This is a genomic window from Candidatus Formimonas warabiya (assembly GCF_002777255.1).
In the GTDB taxonomy this organism is placed as follows: domain Bacteria; phylum Bacillota; class Dehalobacteriia; order Dehalobacteriales; family Dehalobacteriaceae; genus Formimonas; species Formimonas warabiya.
The window spans coordinates 5,404,922-5,423,849 of the sequence record NZ_CP017634.1; the positions used below are offsets into that span (position 1 = coordinate 5,404,922).

16 protein-coding genes are annotated in these 18,928 nt (G+C 46.8%); 5 read left to right on the plus strand and 11 right to left on the minus strand.

The features are described from left to right. Positions 1-156: 156 nt before the first annotated feature. The gene (locus tag DCMF_RS24580; RefSeq protein WP_148136878.1) at positions 157-801 is read right to left on the minus strand and encodes an S-layer homology domain-containing protein; all 645 of its coding nucleotides are present in this window, start codon (positions 799-801) and stop codon (positions 157-159) included. Between the two features lie 237 nt (positions 802-1,038). Between DCMF_RS24580 and DCMF_RS24585 the strand changes: the two genes are divergently transcribed. From DCMF_RS24585 to DCMF_RS24595, 3 genes are all read left to right on the plus strand, one after another. After that, positions 1,039-2,763 carry a copper amine oxidase N-terminal domain-containing protein gene (locus DCMF_RS24585; RefSeq protein WP_148136879.1) on the plus strand — a complete coding sequence of 575 codons (1,725 nt, stop codon included), beginning with the start codon at positions 1,039-1,041 and terminating at the stop codon, positions 2,761-2,763. A gap of 75 nt (positions 2,764-2,838) precedes the next feature. Next, positions 2,839-3,648, plus strand: coding sequence for an ABC transporter ATP-binding protein (locus DCMF_RS24590; protein ID WP_335582365.1), 810 nt, complete (start codon positions 2,839-2,841; stop codon positions 3,646-3,648). Further along, a complete protein-coding gene (locus DCMF_RS24595; RefSeq protein ID WP_148136880.1) occupies positions 3,645-4,898 on the plus strand; it encodes an ABC transporter permease in 1,254 nt (417 codons plus the stop codon). Before DCMF_RS24590 ends, DCMF_RS24595 begins: the two co-directional genes overlap by 4 nt. Positions 4,899-4,934: 36 nt before the next feature. On the opposite strand, the gene DCMF_RS24600 is transcribed toward DCMF_RS24595, so the two are convergent. Beyond that, on the minus strand, positions 4,935-5,756 hold the full coding sequence (locus DCMF_RS24600; protein WP_148136881.1) for a sulfite exporter TauE/SafE family protein: 822 nt from the start codon (positions 5,754-5,756) through the stop codon (positions 4,935-4,937). Between the two features lie 116 nt (positions 5,757-5,872). On the opposite strand from DCMF_RS24600, the gene DCMF_RS24605 reads away from it, so the two are divergent. Continuing rightward, the gene (locus DCMF_RS24605) at positions 5,873-7,228 is read left to right on the plus strand and encodes a sigma-54 interaction domain-containing protein (RefSeq protein ID WP_148136882.1); all 1,356 of its coding nucleotides are present in this window, start codon (positions 5,873-5,875) and stop codon (positions 7,226-7,228) included. Here DCMF_RS24605 and DCMF_RS24610 read toward each other — a convergent pair. The 9 genes from DCMF_RS24610 to DCMF_RS24650 all read right to left on the minus strand — a co-directional run bounded on the left by DCMF_RS24610 (position 7,225) and on the right by DCMF_RS24650 (position 18,132). Continuing rightward, the gene (locus DCMF_RS24610) at positions 7,225-8,082 is read right to left on the minus strand and encodes an FAD/NAD(P)-binding protein (protein WP_148136883.1); all 858 of its coding nucleotides are present in this window, start codon (positions 8,080-8,082) and stop codon (positions 7,225-7,227) included. The two genes, DCMF_RS24605 and DCMF_RS24610, sit on opposite strands and share 4 nt — an antisense overlap. Next, complete coding sequence (locus DCMF_RS24615; RefSeq protein WP_148136884.1) at positions 8,066-9,103, minus strand: 4Fe-4S dicluster domain-containing protein; 1,038 nt, start codon at positions 9,101-9,103, stop codon at positions 8,066-8,068. Before DCMF_RS24615 ends, DCMF_RS24610 begins: the two co-directional genes overlap by 17 nt. After that, positions 9,093-9,932: a 4Fe-4S dicluster domain-containing protein gene (locus tag DCMF_RS24620; RefSeq protein ID WP_148136885.1), complete on the minus strand. Its 840-nt coding sequence runs from the start codon at positions 9,930-9,932 to the stop codon at positions 9,093-9,095. The genes DCMF_RS24615 and DCMF_RS24620 overlap by 11 nt, the downstream gene beginning before the upstream one ends. Continuing rightward, positions 9,925-10,350 carry a hydrogenase iron-sulfur subunit gene (locus DCMF_RS24625; protein WP_472297455.1) on the minus strand — a complete coding sequence of 142 codons (426 nt, stop codon included), beginning with the start codon at positions 10,348-10,350 and terminating at the stop codon, positions 9,925-9,927. The genes DCMF_RS24620 and DCMF_RS24625 overlap by 8 nt, the downstream gene beginning before the upstream one ends. Positions 10,351-10,360: 10 nt before the next feature. Then, positions 10,361-14,773: an FAD-dependent oxidoreductase gene (locus tag DCMF_RS24630; protein ID WP_148136887.1), complete on the minus strand. Its 4,413-nt coding sequence runs from the start codon at positions 14,771-14,773 to the stop codon at positions 10,361-10,363. After that, complete coding sequence (locus DCMF_RS24635; RefSeq protein WP_148136888.1) at positions 14,770-16,020, minus strand: (Fe-S)-binding protein; 1,251 nt, start codon at positions 16,018-16,020, stop codon at positions 14,770-14,772. The genes DCMF_RS24630 and DCMF_RS24635 overlap by 4 nt, the downstream gene beginning before the upstream one ends. A 10-nt stretch (positions 16,021-16,030) precedes the next feature. Continuing rightward, entirely contained in the window at positions 16,031-16,378 is a 348-nt protein-coding gene (locus DCMF_RS24640; protein WP_148136889.1) for a TusE/DsrC/DsvC family sulfur relay protein, read from the minus strand. Positions 16,379-16,393: 15 nt separating this feature from the next. Continuing rightward, the gene (locus tag DCMF_RS24645; protein WP_148136890.1) at positions 16,394-16,675 is read right to left on the minus strand and encodes a TusE/DsrC/DsvC family sulfur relay protein; all 282 of its coding nucleotides are present in this window, start codon (positions 16,673-16,675) and stop codon (positions 16,394-16,396) included. Between the two features lie 146 nt (positions 16,676-16,821). Then, complete coding sequence (locus DCMF_RS24650) at positions 16,822-18,132, minus strand: sigma-54 interaction domain-containing protein (protein WP_148136891.1); 1,311 nt, start codon at positions 18,130-18,132, stop codon at positions 16,822-16,824. A gap of 387 nt (positions 18,133-18,519) precedes the next feature. Between DCMF_RS24650 and DCMF_RS24655 the strand changes: the two genes are divergently transcribed. Continuing rightward, positions 18,520-18,921, plus strand: a complete 402-nt coding sequence (locus DCMF_RS24655) for a pyridoxamine 5'-phosphate oxidase family protein (RefSeq protein ID WP_148136892.1) — start codon at positions 18,520-18,522, stop codon at positions 18,919-18,921. Positions 18,922-18,928: the final 7 nt, after the last annotated feature.

Here is an 18,928-nt window from a genome sequence, read left to right on the forward strand (position 1 = left end):
TGAATTTACGACATAGATCTCACTTAATTTTTTTCTAAGAATATCTCTCAATAATAGTCTTTGCGGCAGTAAAATCCTTTATTCATGAAAAAACCAGGATAAAAATCCTTATTTTTCTGCTGCTGCCGTCTCTGCTTCATGGGGTATTCCGTCTGATTATTCGGCAGGCGCCTCCATAGGACTGGCGTTTTCTAGGGTAGCCAAAGTTCTGTGGAGTATTACCGCTAATTCCGCTTTGGTAATAGGATCGTCAGGAGAAAATTTTCCCTCGGTTTTTCCTTTCATAATACCGGTGTTAAATACAAAAGATAATGCATCGGTTTCCTCTTGGTCCAAATTTTCCGTGTCATCATAAACAGGGAACATGAGTGTCATGATTACCGATAGCTTTTTAGCCGTAAAGGACTTCTCAATGGCCTTTGCCGCTTCCATTCTGCCGATTCCCCCATGAAGGTCAAAACCAAAGTCGGGTTCGGTGTCAAAGGCAAAAATCTTATCTAAATATGCGGCAAATTCAGCCCCTGTGACCACCTCTTTCGGCTTAAATTCCCCGGATAAGTCCCCCCATACCCCTTTTTCCTCCAGGGAAACTATTTCGTCAAATGCCCAATGTTTCCGGATATCTTTAAATTTGGTTTCAAACAGTTTCTCCGGCTCTTCATTATTAATAGGGGCAGATATGGGGATAATTTGATCGGAGGGGAGGGTGTTGGTGTCTGCCGAATCAGCAAAAGCCATACCGCATCCCATTAATAAAATTGCCCCTGTTAAAGTAATGCCGATTAATTTCTTTTTTACCACTTTAAGCAGCCTCCTTTTTTATGTTTCATAATTTGGACGTGGCGAAAAGGAAAATTGTTCCCACCCTGGCGAGAAACAAAAAAGTAGTGTGAGAAATGGAACAAAAGAAGAGGGCTGACGTCTAGAGTAGTGGGACAGGTTGCCTGTCCCGCCTAGTCATGCCGGTTATGAATGGGATAATAAACCTGCCCCTTGTCCCTCGTTATTCTTGAAAGTATTGTTAGAAAGGGGTGTCATATGACAAAATCTAAATTATGGTTATGGACGGTAATTGCTATATTTTTTCTGGCAGGGGATGGTTTAAGTTCACCTGTTTTAGCTGACCAACCGGTAATTACGGTTACCATAAACGGTCAAAGGATTGAACTACCTGAGCCACCACGTATACGGAGCGACGAGAGCAATTATTTATGGCTAATCGTACCGGTGCGGGAGATTAGCAACGCTTTAGGAGCCAGTGTGACTTGGGACCCAGCCACTAATGTGGCTACTGTCATTAAAGATAATCAAACCATTAAACTGAAACCGGATGATCGGGAAGTTTGGGAAAACGGTCATCAGTTTGAACTCGCAACCTCGCCACAGATCATAAACAATCGCCTACAAGTCTCCCTTAATTTTCTGGCGTCCGCCCTGGGAGGCCGGGCTAGATGGGATCAAGCTGCATCAATGGCTCAAATCACCATCAGCCAACCGATCCAGCTACCTAAACCGGAACGGATTGAGACGGCGGCTTTTGACGCCCGAGTAGCTTTCACCAGTGATGGCCACTTGTGGCTGGTAGATGGCAGGCAGGCTGAGAGCATACCAATTCGTCTTACGGGGGCTGGCCTGGTAGAAATCGTGGGTTGGTCTTCAAATGGTGAGTGGTTAGCCTATCTGCAGAGCGATAGCAGTGATGAATATGCCAGTAAGCAGTATCTCTGGGTGGTAAAAGCGGATGGGACTGACGCTATACAGTTGGACGAAAGGCCAGTCTATATTACCCCATCCTGGTCGCCGACAGAAAATCTGCTTGCTTATACCACTCAAGATCCCCAAGAAGGCTATATTCCAGATGGTAACTTGAAAATTTCTTCTTTAAAAACCGGCGTGGCCGCCACAACCGCCTTGTGGCCACAGAATAGCGAAATCATTGAGAGTTTGGCCTGGGCACCGGATGGGAAAAGTTTAGCCATTTCTCTGCCTAGAAATGAAAAACAACCTTTACGAATTGATCAGGTTACATTAAAAGGAGATCATACCAATCTACTGACCCTAGGTGAAGCTGGTAAAATGGAAAACGGAAGTTATACCCGGGTTGCCACCGGGCTAAAGTGGTCCCCGAACGGACGATACCTGGCCTACTATTTAAAACCCAATTCAGCTTCAATATCGGCCGATGGGGTCGCCATACAAGTGCTAAATATAGCGCAAAAAAAGTCGATCGATCTGGGTGGTGGATTGGCCTATGTCCAATGGTTTGATTGGGCGCCTGACAGCAGTCAACTGGGTTATATTGTAGGTGGCGGCCGGGAAGCGACTATTCAGAAACGCTTACATATCGTAGACGTGGAAACTGGTCAAATTACTGATTGTGGGCAGACTGGTCAAGTTGATACTCAACCCAGGTGGCTGTCAACTCCGGCAAACGGTATTTTGTTCTGTAGGGGAACAGAAACATTAGGCTGGGAAGGTCAAGAGCAAGCTGGTGTCCTGGTCCCAGGACAGCGAATTTGGCACAGAACAGCGGATGGGAAAGAGTTAGCTGTGACAAGCGGACCGGTTGATACGGCTGATTATGCTCCGTGCCTTTCCCCTGATGGTCAGGGTTTATTATTCCTCCGGCTAACTGACTATAATTGCGGATCATTGTATTATCAACCGATGGCAGGTGGACCGCCCAAAGAATTAATTCGTGGTGTCAGCGGGGAACCTGGCTACTATGGCAATTACTATCCTGAGTGGATTAATATTTATTGAGCCGTTTAGTCTTGTCCGACAAAACCTGTCCCCCTGTCCCTCCTGACCCGCGCTAAAGGATCCTTGAAGGTGCAAGTGAGCCAGGAGACGGTTTCCCGGCTCACTTGCTATTTGACTTCAAATAGTACGTTTAGTATCATGGGTAAAAAGGTATTTGGCAAGAAAGAGGCTTTGACTTTGGAAGTATTAAAAGTGGACATTCACCATGCCGGTTATTCAGGCAGGCAAGACGCCGTGCAGGATATCCATTTTACTTTAAACAGCGGTAAACTGGTGGGTTTGATTGGCCCTAACGGAGCGGGAAAAAGCACCACCATCAAGGCGATTATAAATCTTTTGCCTGAGCTGGCGGGTAACATTCTCTTTATGCATGAAAATAAAACCTGTGCCTATATTCCGGAGCAGCCGGTTTTATATGACGAATTGACTTTATGGGAACATTTAGAACTGTCCGCCGCTGCCTATGAGATGGACCGGGAATATTTTATCAAAAGAAGCGAGGAATTGCTTTTCCTGTTTCATCTTACAGACGTGAAACACCATTTTCCCGGCAGTTTTTCCAAAGGCATGCAGCAAAAATTAATGGTGATTATCGGTTTGCTCATTCAGCCGGATGTATATATCATCGATGAACCTTTTGTCGGTCTGGATCCCCGGGCAACAATGCAATTCATCAATTTATTGGAAGAGGAAAAAACACGGGGCGCGGGTATTTTAATCTCCACACACCAGCTGGATATCGCGGAAAGAATCTGTGATGACATCATTTTGATCGCCAACGGCAAGTTGGTCACCCAGGGCAACTTGGAACAAATCCGGGAGCAATGCCGTTTGCCAAAGGCCTCTTTATTCGATTGCTTTAATAGCATATTGGAGAATGCATGATGATTACACCTGAAAAATTATTTTATCAACGGATTGTATCCGAATGGAAATATAACTTTGGTGCTTGGAGAACCGTGATTGATTGGACGGTAGCTTTATATATCCTGATTCCCTTCTTGGCCTTTAGCGGTTATCAGTACCTGGAATGGTGGAAAACCACTCCCCTTTGGCTTGAGCCGGTGCCATTCAGCTTTTTTGCGCTCGCTTCCCTGTTATTTGCCTGGTCCGGTACGATCAGGGTGTTTTTAAAAGAAGCCGATCAACTTTTTTTATGGAATCGGCATAAATGGATTAACACCCTGATGGGGAAAGGAATCGGGTACTCCATTTTCTTAAACCTTGTCACAAGTGTATTTTTCTTTTCTTTGCTGGCCCCCTTTCTGATCGGACATTACCGTATGGATATTGATAAACTGATCTTGCTGGGTTTCATTACTTTTTTAGCCAAAGTAGTTCTGGGCTTATCAAAACAGCTCCTGGCTTTAATCTTTCCTGGCTTTAAGCAATGGATCATCCTCAGAGTCTTGTTCCTCTTTTCCAGTTTGCTCTTTGTTACATGCATCCCTTATCTCCTGTTAAACCGTGTCCTTTGTATCCTCTGCATTTTCATCCTGTTTCTGGTTATCCTCATATTGATCCGCAGAAGATTGACGATTAGAGGCAGTTTCCTGCCGGACGTTGAAAGAGAGAATTCCGAGAGGCTAAAATATGTGACCTTCTTATTAAAGATGTCCGGCATAACCATTAAAAACCCGAAAAAACAAAAAAAGCAGCCCTGGATTTTCAGAAATTCAAAACTCATTTTTCATCAGCGTACTGCGGTGAACGGATTAGTCGAATTTGGTATTAAATCAATGTTAAGAAACAAACAACGCATCCAGCTATATATCTCATTTGTCGCCATTTGCCTCCTGGCAGTGCTGGGATTTTCCACCCTTAAATGGTTGGTTTGGCTGATACTGGCCTTTATTCTGACCAACTTTGTCAGTGCGGATTGGAAAGAAGCAATACAGTCTGATTTCATGAGAATTCTTCCCTGGAAAAAAGAACATCTATATCTAGCCACACGTAAGTTTCTATTTTTGATGACACTGCCCGGACTGATCATCATTAGTGCCGCCATGGGTTTTCAGACTTTCTCATGGCTGGGGGCTATTGCTGTTTTGCCTGTCAGCGTAGGCGTTGCTTTTTTTATGAGCTACATCGTTGCCTTTTGGTGTCAAGTGGTGTCAGGGGGACGGGGTTGTTGACACTAGTGTCAACAACCCCGTCCCCCTGACACCTATTCATGAAAAAGCCAGGATAAAAATCCTTATTCCCACCAAGGCTAAGGCAATGGCAAGGCTTTTCATGATGATATGGCTATGAATTTTCTTAGATAACCTGGCACCTAACTGAGCGCCCACCAAAACTCCTATTGATAAAAAAAGGATTTGGTGGATGCCGGCGATCAGCGTACCTGAGAACAAGTGGACCATACTTCCGGAAAATGCTGTGATGCATAGAACAAAGTGAGATGTTGCTGTGGCGATATGAACAGGAAAATTCAATAAATTTACCAGGGCCGGAACATGAATAATTCCTCCCCCGATGCCTAAAAGACTGGAAAAACACCCGACCAAAAAACTTACCATAATACCTGTTGTTAAGCTATATGAAAAAGTGTATGACGTGCCGTCCCCATCGGTGATGATCCGGGTTATGTTGTTCGATTGATCCAAATTATCCTTTTCTCCATCTGCCGGAGTCTTTTTGGTCAACAGAAAGGCAGCCAAGGCCACTAACAGGACACCAAAGATTCCGTCAAAAATGTGCCGGGGAATAAATGAGGTGGCATAGGCCCCTAAGATGGATCCGGGCAATGAAGCTGCGGAAAAAATTAGACCGGATTTATAGTCAATCTTTTTCATTCTGCCGTACGCGAACGAGCCGGATAAGGCATTGAAAAAGACCACGGCTAATGAGATACTGGTAATAATATTGGGATCGTTTTCAGGGTAGAGAAGCAGTAAGACGGGAACGAGAATAAATCCTCCGCCGGCACCGATTAACGTCCCAAATGTACCAACGGCAAAACCCAATAATATTTGAAGAATGGATGCCAACATTTTTTACTCCCCAATAAAAATTAAAATATTAATATCCATTATAGTATGCCGTTCCTTTTTAACCAAGAATAAATTATTTTTTCCCATATTTAAAAAATTTTCGCAGGAGGGAAAGTATGAAACCAGAGGGAGGGCTATCACCGCAAATTTTAGATAGTGTCGCAGACGGCGTATTCACTGTTGATCATCAGTGGAAAATCACTACTTTCAACAGGGCGGCGGAGGTCATCACCGGTATTAGTCAAAAGGATGCTTTAGGCTGCCCGTGCCGTGATATCTTCCACTCTGATATTTGCGACGGGGCCTGTATTTTAAAGCAAAGTATTGAGTCCGGGAGGCCCATAACCAATAAGTCGATCCATATTATTAAACCGACGGGGGAGAAGATTCCTGTAAGCATTAGTGCCGCTCCCTTAAAAAAAGAGAACGGAGAAATTATCGGCGGCGTGGAGACCTTCCGGGATATGTCTGAGGTGACTCAGCTCAGGAAAGAACTGCAAAAATCCTATAACCTCTATGATATTATCAGCAAAAACGATTCTATGCAGAGGTTGTTTCATATTTTGCCTGATCTGGCTAAAAGCGACAGTACGGTTTTAATACTGGGTGAAAGCGGCACCGGAAAAGAACTGGTGGCCCGGGCTGTGCATAATTTAAGCGACCGGAACCGGAAGCCTATGGTGGTGGTAAACTGCGGCGCCTTGCCGGATACCCTTTTGGAGTCGGAGCTTTTCGGCTATCTGGCCGGGGCTTTTACCGATGCCAAAAAGGATAAGCCCGGCTATTTTGCCCGGGCGGAGGGAGGGACTATTTTTCTCGATGAAATCGGGGACGTTTCCCCTGCTCTCCAGGTAAAGCTGCTGCGTGTTCTGCAGGAAAGGACCTATGTTCCCCTGGGCGGGGTAATGCCTGTCAAAGCCGACGTGCGGGTAATCGCGGCCACCAATAAAGACCTGGAGACGCTGGTCCAGGAAGCAAAATTTAGACAGGATTTATATTACCGGATCAATATAGCCCAAGTCAAACTCCCTTCCCTGCAGAACAGAAAAGAGGATATCCCTCTCTTGGCAGACCATTTTGTTCGGCGTTTTAATCACCTGAAGGGCCGTCATGTGCTAGGCTTGGCACCGGAAACTCTGGCGATTCTGATGAAATATGACTACCCGGGAAATATCAGAGAACTGGAAAACATCATCGAGTATGCATTTATTTTGTGTCATCACGGCTTGATCCTTCCGGAACATCTGCCGGAGAAATTCCAGAGCCATCCCGGTAAAGACCTTCATGTGACGGGAAAAACGTTTAAGTTGGCAGAGATTAAAAAGGCAGCCGTATTAGAATCTTTAAACCGCAACAACTGGAAACGGATGGCTGTTTGCCGGGAACTGGGCATTTCCAAAGGTACCTTAAGGCGCATGATTCAAGAATACCAGATTGTGGAACCGGAATCCTGGCGTCATCATGAATCCTAATAATCGTCAGGCAGCTGATTCAGTTCGGCCAGGCTAAAGACGGGACCGTCTTTACATACATATTTAGGCCCGATGTTACAGCGTCCGCACATGCCGATGCCGCATTTCATCTTCATTTCCAGAGAGGTAAAAATATTTTCCGGGGAAAAACCTATTTTCTCTAAAACAGGAAAAGTAAATCTGATCATGACCGGGGGGCCGCAAACTACGGCTACAGCATGAGACGAAGAACTTAATACCTGTTCTGCCACAGCAGGAATAAAACCTATTTGGCCGGACCAGCCTTCAGCGGGCTGATCTATCGTTAAATGCAGATGCAGGTCGCTTCTTTCCAACCATTTTTTTAATTCCTCTTTGTAAAGAAATTGATCAGGATCACGGGCCCCGTAAATGACGGTCAAATCCCCGATTTTTTTTCTGTTTTCCGGGTCTAAATAATAGTAAACCAAGGAACGTAAAGTGGTAAAAGCAAATCCTCCCCCGATCACAACCAAATTTTTGCCTGAAAAATACGGCAAAGGCCAATGATTCCCCAGGGGTCCTCTTAACCCGACCACATCTCCTTTTTCCAACATGTGCAGGGCGGAAGTTACGGAGCCCACTTTTTTCACCGTAAAACTTAAGATTCCTTTTTCTGTGGGCGAGCTGGCTAAGCCAAAAGGAGCTTCTCCCGTGCCGAATACGCCCAGTTCCCCAAATTGACCGGGAAGGTAGCGAAAGGAACTTTCTTGTTCCGGATGTAAAAACTTCAAGTAAAAGGTTTTTAAATCTTTTTCCGGGTTTTCTTCTTTCACGGCCAGAATTTCCAATGGGTAAGGCAGATAAGGATTTTCTCTTTCATGATTCGTTTTCATTTGCGAACACTCCCACTCTCAGTAATACTTCGCGCATATCGATGTTTACCGGGCATTTCAGAATACATCTGCCGCAGCCGGTACAGGCAAGGGCCTGATAATTCTTAGGAAAATATTTAAATTTGTGCAAAAACCGCTGCCTTAATCGTTCTTTATTGCTAGGACGGGGATTGTGGCCGGAACCATGTAGCGTGAAACTGCTGAACATACAGCTGTCCCAATTCCGCACCCGCCTTCCTTCCCTATCTGTTGCCTCCTCACTGATATCGAAGCAATGACAGGCAGGGCACAGAAAGGTACACACGCCGCAGTTGAGACACTTCCTGTAAAGTTCGTCCCAGACCGGATGGGTAAAAAGGTCGGGTATTTTCTTATCATGAAAGCGGCGGTCCAGGGAGGAAGGAAATTTTCTTACCATTTCCTTCCGCATGCTTTCAACCAATTCTTCCCTGTGCGGGGAAGCCTTTTCAAAAGGTCCTTTCATCAGTGCCTGATTTCCCTGATCAGTGCCGGACAAGGCGACATAGGTATCTTCCAGGTCGATTAAGAGAATGTCGGCACCGTCCTTCGCCATCGGGCCTGCGCCCAGTTCCCAGCAAAAACAGGTGGATCCGGGATTCTGGCAGGCTAAAGAAATAATGAATGAATTCTCCCGGCGCCTGCAGTAATATGGATCTTGGAATTTCGCCCCGTTAAAAACGGCATCCAGCAGCAGGATGCTTTGGGCATCGCATGGCCTGGCCCCAAAGATGAGCACCGGTTTATCTTCTCTTGGTTCGGGAGTAATTTCTACAGCCCTGTCCGGATCTAACCGGTATTTGATCAAGCTTTCCCACTGGGGAAAGAAGACATCTTTGATCGGCTTTAATGAATTTACATAGCCGGAAAGATTGATGGCGCCGCCGTTCCAGGGCAAAAAAAGATATCCTTCCTCTTTTTCCTGAGGGACCAACACTTCCTTTTCCCGGCATTGTGCCTGCAGCCATGTTTGTAAATCATTTTTGCTAATTTCATAGAGCATGCTTCTCACCTCTTACCCGGAAAGGCTCCGGATCATTTACTGTGCCCGTGTTCAGGGGAGGTTCCTGGGTTTCCGCCAGTCCGGCCTCAAATTGGTAGAAATTCTTTACATCCATCATGACTTTATGGTTTAACAGGCGCAAATCTACGCCCATGGGACAGGCCCTTTGGCAGGCTCCGCAATCCACACACCGTCCTGCCAGGTGGAGAGCCCGGGTCAAATGAAAAATCACATTGTCGGCAATATCGGTGGATTTTCCCACCCATGGGGGCAGATTGCTTTCCACAAAGCATTCTGGGCAATAGCAAGCAGGACAAGCATTGCGGCAGGCATAACACCGAATGCATTTGGAAACCTCCTGGTAGATATAGGCCTTTCGCTCCTGGGCGGGAAGCCGGGCAAAGTCGTGGACATCACGGAAATCATTTTCAGCCCTATCTTCTGAGGCACTGTCAATGAGGTGATCAAAAATAAGGGGAGCGGTGGTTTGGCAGCCGGGGCATTTTTCCCTTACCGGACAGGGTGCGCCGATGATAAAGATGCGCTCCCGGGACAATTGATTTTCTGTGAGAAGATTGATCAAAGAACGGCTGTCACAGCCTTTGACAATCACCGCCGCCTGGCGCTTCTCTTCCCGTAAATAGTTGGCCAGATTGTTTTGGCACCCCTCCTCCCAGATTAGATTCCCGCAATCTTCCTTTTCCGTGATAAAACAGGGAGTGGGTCTCCCAGGCAAGGTCCCGGTTTTGAAACCAATGACCACGTCCACTTTTCCTTCTTCTAAAAGGTAACGGGAAATAGCTCTCATCTTTTCCACTACATCAGTCATTCTTTTTACCCCCCCATCTGTCCCATGGGTCCAGTTTTGCCAATTCCTGCGTCATTTTTGTTACTTTACGGGCAAAGGCATTTCCTTCCGCTGCGGAAATCCAGTCAAACCGGACTCTTTCTTTTTCCACACCGATAAAATCAATCAGGCTGTGCAATAAACTAAACTTTCTTCTCGCCACTAAATTACCGGAGCTGTAGTGACAGTCGCCCGGGTGGCAGCCGGCGGTAAATACGCCGTCGCACTGTTTTAAAGCGTTCAGGATAAAAAGGGGATCCACTCTTCCCGAACAAGGTACCCGGATAATTTTTATATTGGGGGGATACTGGAGCCGGCTCACACCGGCTAAGTCCGCGCCTGCGTAACTGCACCAGGTGCAGAGAAAAGCGCATATTTTCCTTTCTTCCATGATTCTCATCACCTCTTTGTCAAACTTGACGAATCATCGCTAAGATTTGCCTGTTCCGGAAACCCTGGATGTCAATGGCGCCGGAACGGCAGGAAGCGGCGCAGGCCCCGCAGCCTTTACACAGGGCGGCATTGACCCGGGCAGTTTTTTCCTTTTCATCGACTTCTACGGCCTGGGCCGGGCAAATGCTTGCACAAGTGGCGCAGCCGGTGCACAGGGCACTATTTACAAGGGCAGAAAGTCCTTCCCCCTCCAGGAACTTTTTGTTTAGAACGGTACAAGCCCTTGCCGCAGCGGCCTTGGCCTGGGTCATTGATTCCGTTAAAGGCTTCGGCCCATGGGCCAAGCCGCAAAGGAAAATCCCATCCGTGCTGAAATCTACCGGCCGCAATTTCATATGGGCTTCCAAGAAAAACCCTTCTTCATTCAGAGGCACCTTTAAGGCTTTGGACAAATAAGAATTGTCGACAGGTTCTATAGCGGGGGCCAAACTGACCAAGGAAGCAGGGATTTCCATTTCTTCCCCTAACACGTGGTCGGTGCAGGTGATGACCAGGTGATCTTTTTCTTCTCTCATTTGGGGCGGATGGTTTAAATCATAACGGATGAAAATGACCCCTTTTTGGCGGGCCTGAAGATAAGCCTGCTCCTGGAATCCATACGTGCGCATATCCCGATAAAGAACGTAAACAGGGGTTTGCGCGTGGATTTCTTTGATTCTCTTTGCCAGCTGCACGGTTTGGGTGCAGCAGACTTTACTGCAATAGAGATGGGTGGTATTTCTGGACCCCACACAGGTGATCAGAACGATGGCATCCATCTCTTTGATCTTTTCGGGTTCTTCTAAGAGCAGGTTGCCTAAGGCCAGATGGGTTTTCACCCGGTGATCCTGGCCGTAAAAATATTCCCCGGGCCGGCTTTCCCTGGCTCCCGTAGCAACGATCACAACGCCGTGATGAATGGTGTGGGTGCGGTTTTCTCTGACTAAAGTAGTTTGAAAATTACCCACATATCCTTTGATCTCCTGGATGGTAGTGGACAGATACCTGGTAATGAGGGGATGGGCGGCCACTTGCTTCTCCAGATCAGCCAAAAACTCTTTTACCGGCTCTCCGGCATGATTGAAGGCCAGGTGCCGGGCGATGCCGCCCAAAACCGGATTCTGTTCCACTAAAAAAACCGGATAATTTTGGCCGGCAATAGCCAGGGCAGCCGTCATGCCGGCCACACCGCCGCCGATAATGAGCGCCTTTTGTTCCACAGGCAGCGCTCTTGTTTTTATTGGCTCTAAAAGCCGGGCTTTTGCCACCGCCATTTTCACTAACCCCATCGCTTTCTCCGTTGCTTTTTCCGGCTCGTGCAGATGCACCCAGGAACATTGGTCCCGGATATTGGCCATTTCAAACAAATAGGGATTTAACCCGGCTTCCTTTAATGTTTCCCGGAAAAGCTGCTCGTGGGTGCGGGGGCTGCAGGAGGCTACGACCACACGATTCAGCCGGTGTTCCTCGATCAGGTCTTTCATTTTCATTTGGGTATCCTGGGCACAGGTGTATAGGTTATCTTCCGCATAAACCACATGGGGCAGAGCCCGGGCAGTTTCCACCACCTTTTTTACGTCGACCACCTTACTGATATTAATGCCGCAATGGCAGACAAAGACGCCAATCCGGGGCTTTGCGCCGGATACATTTTTTTCGGGCGGGTATGTTTTTTCCCGGACCCGGGTATTTTTTGCCGGGGCCAATATTGCCGCCGCCTCCTCCGCAGCAGCACAAGCCTGCACCACCGTGTCCGGAATATCTTTCGGCCCGCTGAAGGCTCCCGCCACAAGAACCCCTTCTCTGGTACTTGCGATGGGATGATATCCTGACGTTTGGGCAAAACCATGTTCATTGAGGGAAAAACCGGCAGTTTGGGCCAGTTTTTCACTGTCTTCACTGGGACAAAGACCGACGGAGAGGACCACCAGGTCAAATTCCTCCTCATGAATGGTGCCGTTTTCCGCCGCGTAGCGTATCAATACATTCTTTGATGCCGGGTCTTCCTCCACCGTAAAGATCCGGGACCGCACAAAGCGTATGCCCTGGTCCTGCCCGCGCCAATAATATTTTTCAAAATCTTTTCCTTGGGTGCGCATATCCATATAAAAGATGGCGGTTTCCAGGGGATAATCGCAGTGCTCCTTAGAGATCAGGGCCTCTTTAATGGCAACCATGCAGCAGACGCTGGAGCAATAGGGTTGATCGTCTTTCAGGGTGCGGGACCCGGCGCATTGAATCCAGGCAATTTTTTGGGGCTCCTGATGATCGGAAGGCCGCACCAGATGCCCCCCAAAAGGACCGGAGGCGCTGAGAAGTCTTTCATACTGCATACTGGTGATCACATTTTCACATCTTCTATAGCCCAGGTTTTTTAGCTTAAAGGCAGGAAATTCACGAAAGCCAGGCGACAAAATGATTGCCCCCACCTGAAGATCGATCTCTCTGACCCCGTCAAGATGATTGATGCAGCCTGCCTGGCATATTTCAACACACTGCATGCATTCCGAGCACGGGCCGCAGCCTAAACAGCGCTGCGCTTCCTTTTGGGCTTCTTCTGCAGAAAGGCCCAGGACATACTCGCGAAAATCCCGCACTCTTTCTTGAGGGTCCAATTCTTTTCGCGCTACCCGGTTTATTACCGTGATTTTTTCCGGGAGAGGGACTGTTTTGACCGTTTTTTCCCTACCCTCGTCATCCCGTGCTGATTTTTTCCCCTGGAAAAAATCCCTGATGGAAGCGGCCGCCTTTTTCCCTTCCGCTACGGCCTGGATGGCGATACCGGGTCCGGTTCGCACCTCACCGCCGGCAAATACGCCGGGTAAAGAAGTGGCTAAGGTTTTTTCGTCGGCCCAGAGGGTTCCCTGACCGGTACGCTTGAGCAACCGGGGCAGGAAAGTAAGATCGGGTGTTTGGCCGATGGCGTTAATCACCGTATCCACCGGAATAAAATGGGCAGAATCTTTGACAGGAGCAGGCTGGCGCCGTCCTGTCGCGTCCTGGGCGCCAAGGGTCATTTCCACACAGTTCATGCCCTTTAGTTTGTGGTGTTCTCGAATAAAGGCAGTGGGTGCCACCAGATATTTAAATTGGATGCCTTCCGCCCGGGCCGCCTCAATTTCTTCTGCCCGGGCCGGCATTTCTGCCCGGGAACGGCGATAATAAACGGTAACTTCCCGGGCCCCAAGACGCAGGGCGCTCCGGGCGGCGTCCATGGCCACATCTCCGCCCCCGATCACCGCAACATTTTCTCCTAAAGGCGGCTTTTCGCCTAAATTTACTTTGCGCAGAAATTCTATTCCAGCATAAACGTTTTCTCCCTCTTCACCGGGAATATGGAGTTTTTTATTGACATGAGCCCCGGTGGCCAGAAAAACGGCCTGATAACCTTGATTTTTCAAGTCTTCTAAGGTAAAAGAGGATCCCAAGGGGCTGTTGGTCTTGATCTCTACGCCCAGGTCCCGGAGATAACGGATTTCCTGGTCTAAAATCACGGGGGGCAAACGGTAATCCGGGATTCCTACGGCCAGCATGCCGCCGGCTACCGGCAAAGCTTCGAAGATGGTAACCGGGTAACCGTTTTTCACCAGTTCAAAAGCCGCACTTAAGCCTGCCGGCCCGGAGCCGATCACCGCCGTCTTTTCTTTTTTCATCTCGGGGAGAGGGATTCTTTCCCGGGGCTGGCTGTCGGCCAAAAATCTTTTTAACGCAGCAAGGGAAACAGCCCCCTCCGCTTGGGCCCGGGTACAATCATTTTCACAGGGATGGGGACAGATTCTTCCTAATGAAGAAGGGAGTAACAAATCGTCATAGATGATTTTTGCCGCTTCCTTAAATTTACCCAGGGCGGTAAGTGCCACATATCCTTGGGCATTAACACCCGCAGGACAAGTTGCTTTGCAGGGAGGGGGCCCGTCTTTTTCAATGGCATAGGCATGGGGAAATGCCTGGGCATATTTCTTATGAATCGCTTTTTTCTTCGCCAAACCTTTTTCAAATTCATTTTCGGTTTCCACCGGACAAACAGCGGCGCATTCCCCGCATCCCGTACAGCGATTCGGATCAATATAGCGGGGCTTTTGCCGCACCGTGACGGTAAAATTGCCCGGGTTGCCTGTGATCCGGCTTATTTCTGTATTGGTCAGGATTTCAATATTTAAGTGGCGCCCGCATTCAACCAGTTTGGGAGAAAGAATGCACATGGAACAGTCATTGGTGGGAAAGGTTTTATCCAGGGCCGGCATCGTTCCCCCAATCGCGGAGGACTTTTCCGCCAGATAAACCTGATATCCCATTTCGGCCAGATTCAGAGAGGCCTCGATTCCGGCAATGCCGCCCCCGGCAACCAAAACAGAGCCGGTTAAATGTCCTTTGTCGTTTAACAATTTCATAAACTTTTCCCACCCTCTAGTTTGTCATCCAGGATTAATGATTTTGCCACCAGCGTGCTGATATGAACAACCTTGGTGCCAAGTTTGAAATATTTTCCTATGTCTGTGAGCTGGTCAAAGCAATTGTGACAGGGGACAATGATTTTAGCCGCTGCGGTTTTTTTGATCTGCTCGGCCTTGAGCCGGCCCTTTTCCATTCTGATCGCGCGCAGCCCCATTTCGGTACCCATGGAATTTGCGCCGCCGCCCCCGCCGCAGCAAAGATTGTATTCCCGGTTTGGATACATTTCCACCAGATCAATGCCCAAATATTGAAGCACTTCCCGGGGTTCCTTAAGTAAACCCTCTTTTCTGCCGAAGTTGCACGGGTCATGATAGGTAAACTTTTCCGGAAACAAACCGGATGCGACTTTAATTCTTCCTTCTTTCAAATAGCCTAAAATGATCTCAACAATACTTTTTACCGGATAGGACCGCTGAAACCAGGCTTTGCCGCCCCATGACTGAGAGCGCAGGGCATGACCGCATTCGGTGACCACCAGGGTTTTACAGCGCAGTCTTTTCATGGCCTGATCAATCATGCCCACAATTTTCCGGGCGTCCTCATCCCGGCCGCTAAACAGCCCCATGTTTGTAGCATCCCAGCCTTCGCTGCTCATGGTCCAATCGGCCTTGGCCGCATAAAAAATTTTAGCCACGTTTTGAATGTCCTGGGGATAGAATTTGGCTTCCCGGGAATTAATGACATAGAGAATATCGGCGCCTTTTTTGTCAAGGGGAATTTTCGCATGGGCGTCCTGAACTTCTTCCTGCAATTCCTCTTCCAGCCAGTTCAGCGTATCCAGATAATCTTCGGCCGATAAAGCCTGCTGATTGCCTGTTGCCATATGGATATCGGCAACCTCCTGGATATGCCCGGGAGCTTTTAAGCCGAAATGCCCCCGGACCGTGCGCACCACTCCGGCCAGATCCACCTTCATGGGACAAAACATGGTGCATCTGCCGCACATGGTGCATTTCCAGATGAAGGGATCATGGACCACCTCTTCTTTGAGGCCTAAAATAATTTTGCGCAGAAATTTTCTCGGGTCCATGTCCTGATGCACGTCACTGTAAGAGCAGCCGGCCGTACACATCCCGCAGGCAAGACAATGGGAAAAATCAGATTTTTGCCCTAAGCCGGCCAAAACGTCTGCGATCTGGTATTTAAATTCGGGGTCCAAGTTTTTCGCCTGAATAACTGCCATGATTTACCTCCTAATCCTGCTCTGTGTGCCAGAAAGGAATACCCAGCACCTGACTGACAATGCTGTTAATGACAAATAAGGTATGGGGCCAATCGGAAAAAAGGGCAAAAAAATCACCGGACGTACTATTTGTTTGTGCGCAGATTTCCCGGACAGAAGGGGACCGTTGGCGTTCCAGGTAATATTGGCGCAGGAACGCCATGATCTCACGATGCCTGGGTGTTATAGGATCAATTCCTTCTTTTGTCAAAATGCATTCAGTCATTTCCTGCCATATTTTTTCATCTTCCACACATATAGCACCTAAATAAAGATAATGACGTCTGATCTGGGAACCTAAAATATTAAACCTGCTCATGATCCACCGCCTTTCCTAAATACAACCTTTTAATGGGGGCAAGCCGGCGATCACCCAGGCACTGCGGATACCGCCCTCGGGAAAAAGACGGTAAATTCTCAGGCTGTTAAAGCCGGTAAAAATGCAGATTTTGTGCATAGACGGAGGTTGTTGAAAATCTTTGTAATAATCGCGAAGGTAGGAAATAACAAGCCAGTGGTCAGCGTCCAAGTTCTTGATCCCATGCGTGCGGGCAATGGTTTTTGCACTTTCCTCATTCCAACGGGCTTCCCTGCGTTTTCGGGAACTTTCCGTCATGATCCAACCCTCCCTTCCATTGACTTATTTATAAAGCAAGTTCTGTGCCAATAAAAAAACCGGAGACAGATAGGTCTCCGGTTGAGAAAAAAGATCTCATTGAGTAATTTTTACCCCTAAGGGTATAATTTTTACCCAGTGTGCCGTTAGAGATAATATTTTTTAATTTTGTTATAAAGAGTTTTACGTGAGATACCCAGTAATTCAGCTGCTTTATCCCTGTTTCCCCCGCAGGATTTTAAGATCGTTTCGATATGTTGTTTTTCCATATCCACCAATTGGGTAGCTTTATCCGGCAATTTGCGCTCGCCGACCATATTGGGGGGCAGGTCTTTTAACAGAATATATTCGGATTTACTCTTGATAAAAGCATACTCCATGGCATTTTCCAGTTCCCGTATGTTTCCGGGATAATCGTACTGCAACAGAAAGTCTAAGGCTTCCTGGGAAACTCCTTTTTTTGCCTTTTGAAAAAAGGCGTTATACTTTTGAATAAAATAAACTAATAAAAGAGAAATATCATTCCTTTTTTGGCGCAGGGGAGGTATTTTGATGGGAAAGACATTTAAGCGGTAAAAAAGGTCCATACGGAAATTGCCTTTTCGGATTTCCTCTACCAGGTCCTTGTTGGTGGCGGCAATAATCCGGGCATCGGTTTTCATGGTTTTATTTCCCCCCACTCTTTCGAATTCCCCTTCCTGTAGAACTCTTAAGAGTTTAGCCTGGATATTTACGGATATTTCGCCAATTTCATCAAGAAAAATTGTCCCTTGATCCGCCAGCTCAAATTTACCCTGATGCGTGGCCGAAGCACCGGTGAAAGCTCCTTTTTCATGGCCGAACAGCTCAGACTCGACCAGTGTCGAGGTTAAGGTGGCAGAGTTTACTTTGATGAAGGGTTTATAGCGTCGATCGCTTAAAAAATGAATGGCCTTGGCCACTAACTCTTTGCCCGTACCGCTTTCGCCGCAGATCAGCACACTGGACCGGTAAGGAGCTACGGCTTCAATCATTTCATAGATTTCCTGCATTTTCGGGTCTTTGCCGATAATGTTTTGAAAATTGTAGCGGTCATAATTTTTTTCCACCTGGTGGAGTTTTCTTTGATCTGATAAAATTTCTAAGCCGCCGATAATATTGCCCTTGGTATCAAATAAAGGCATCACCGAGATTTCAACAGGAATCAAGCCGCCATTTTTATCCACAATGACCACATCTGTTGAGTACCCCTTCTCCCCATGCTGTACCGCTTTCTGCATTAAGCAATTTCCCCCGCAACAATGAGAGCTTTTAAATAAGGCAAAACATTTTTTCCCGAGAGCTTCTTGTTTCGTATAACCTGTAATATTGGCAGCCCCATTATTAAAGGTAGTGATATTTAAGGCACAGTCTACCGTAAAAACACCCTCTGAAATACTATTAACCACAAATTCAAAGTCAATACTTCCTTGGGTCATTTGTTTCACCCCTTTAATAAAATGAGTTAAATATTTGAACGATGGATCTGAATGAATTCTTGTATACGCATATTATAGAAATAAAGTTAGAACATCACAACTGAAAATGTTTTCAAGAAGAACTAAATTTGGAACCATTTAAATATGAGAGCAGCATAAAAAATGAATTGGGTTCATTTCTGCCCTACACTTAATCAAAAGGGTCAAAAATGAACCCGTTTTTTTTATTTATCATTTCTTTTTGTATGATTAAGACATTAAGCAGTGATGCCAATCCCTTGATATCAAAGGAAAAGATTATAAAAATCGTTTTTTTTAACTGCTTGGCACAACTATTGCATATGAAATAAAAATGAAAGCGATCAATTATCGAAAGGAATGATTCCCTTGCCCAAAATTTCTCAAGAAATTAAAAACACCATGGCGAAGACCAAAATTATACCTGTAGCTACAGCGAGTAAAGATGGCATGCCAAACGTAATTCCTTTTGCCTTTGTCAAATGCTATGATGACGAGACATTGGTGCTGGCGGATAATTTTATGCAAAAAAGTATGAAAAACTTAGAGGAAAATCCTTTTGTATCTATTTGTGTCTGGGATACAGAGGGTAATCAATCATTTCAGATCAAAGGAAAAGCTGCTGTGGAAACAGAAGGAAAGGTTTTTAATGAAACGGTAGCCTGGGTAAAAGAAGCGATGCCCCAGCTGTCCCCTAAATCCGCCATACTTGTAAAAATCAGCAATATTTATATTTGCCAGCCTGGACCTGATTTAGGCAAGGAATTATAACAAAATG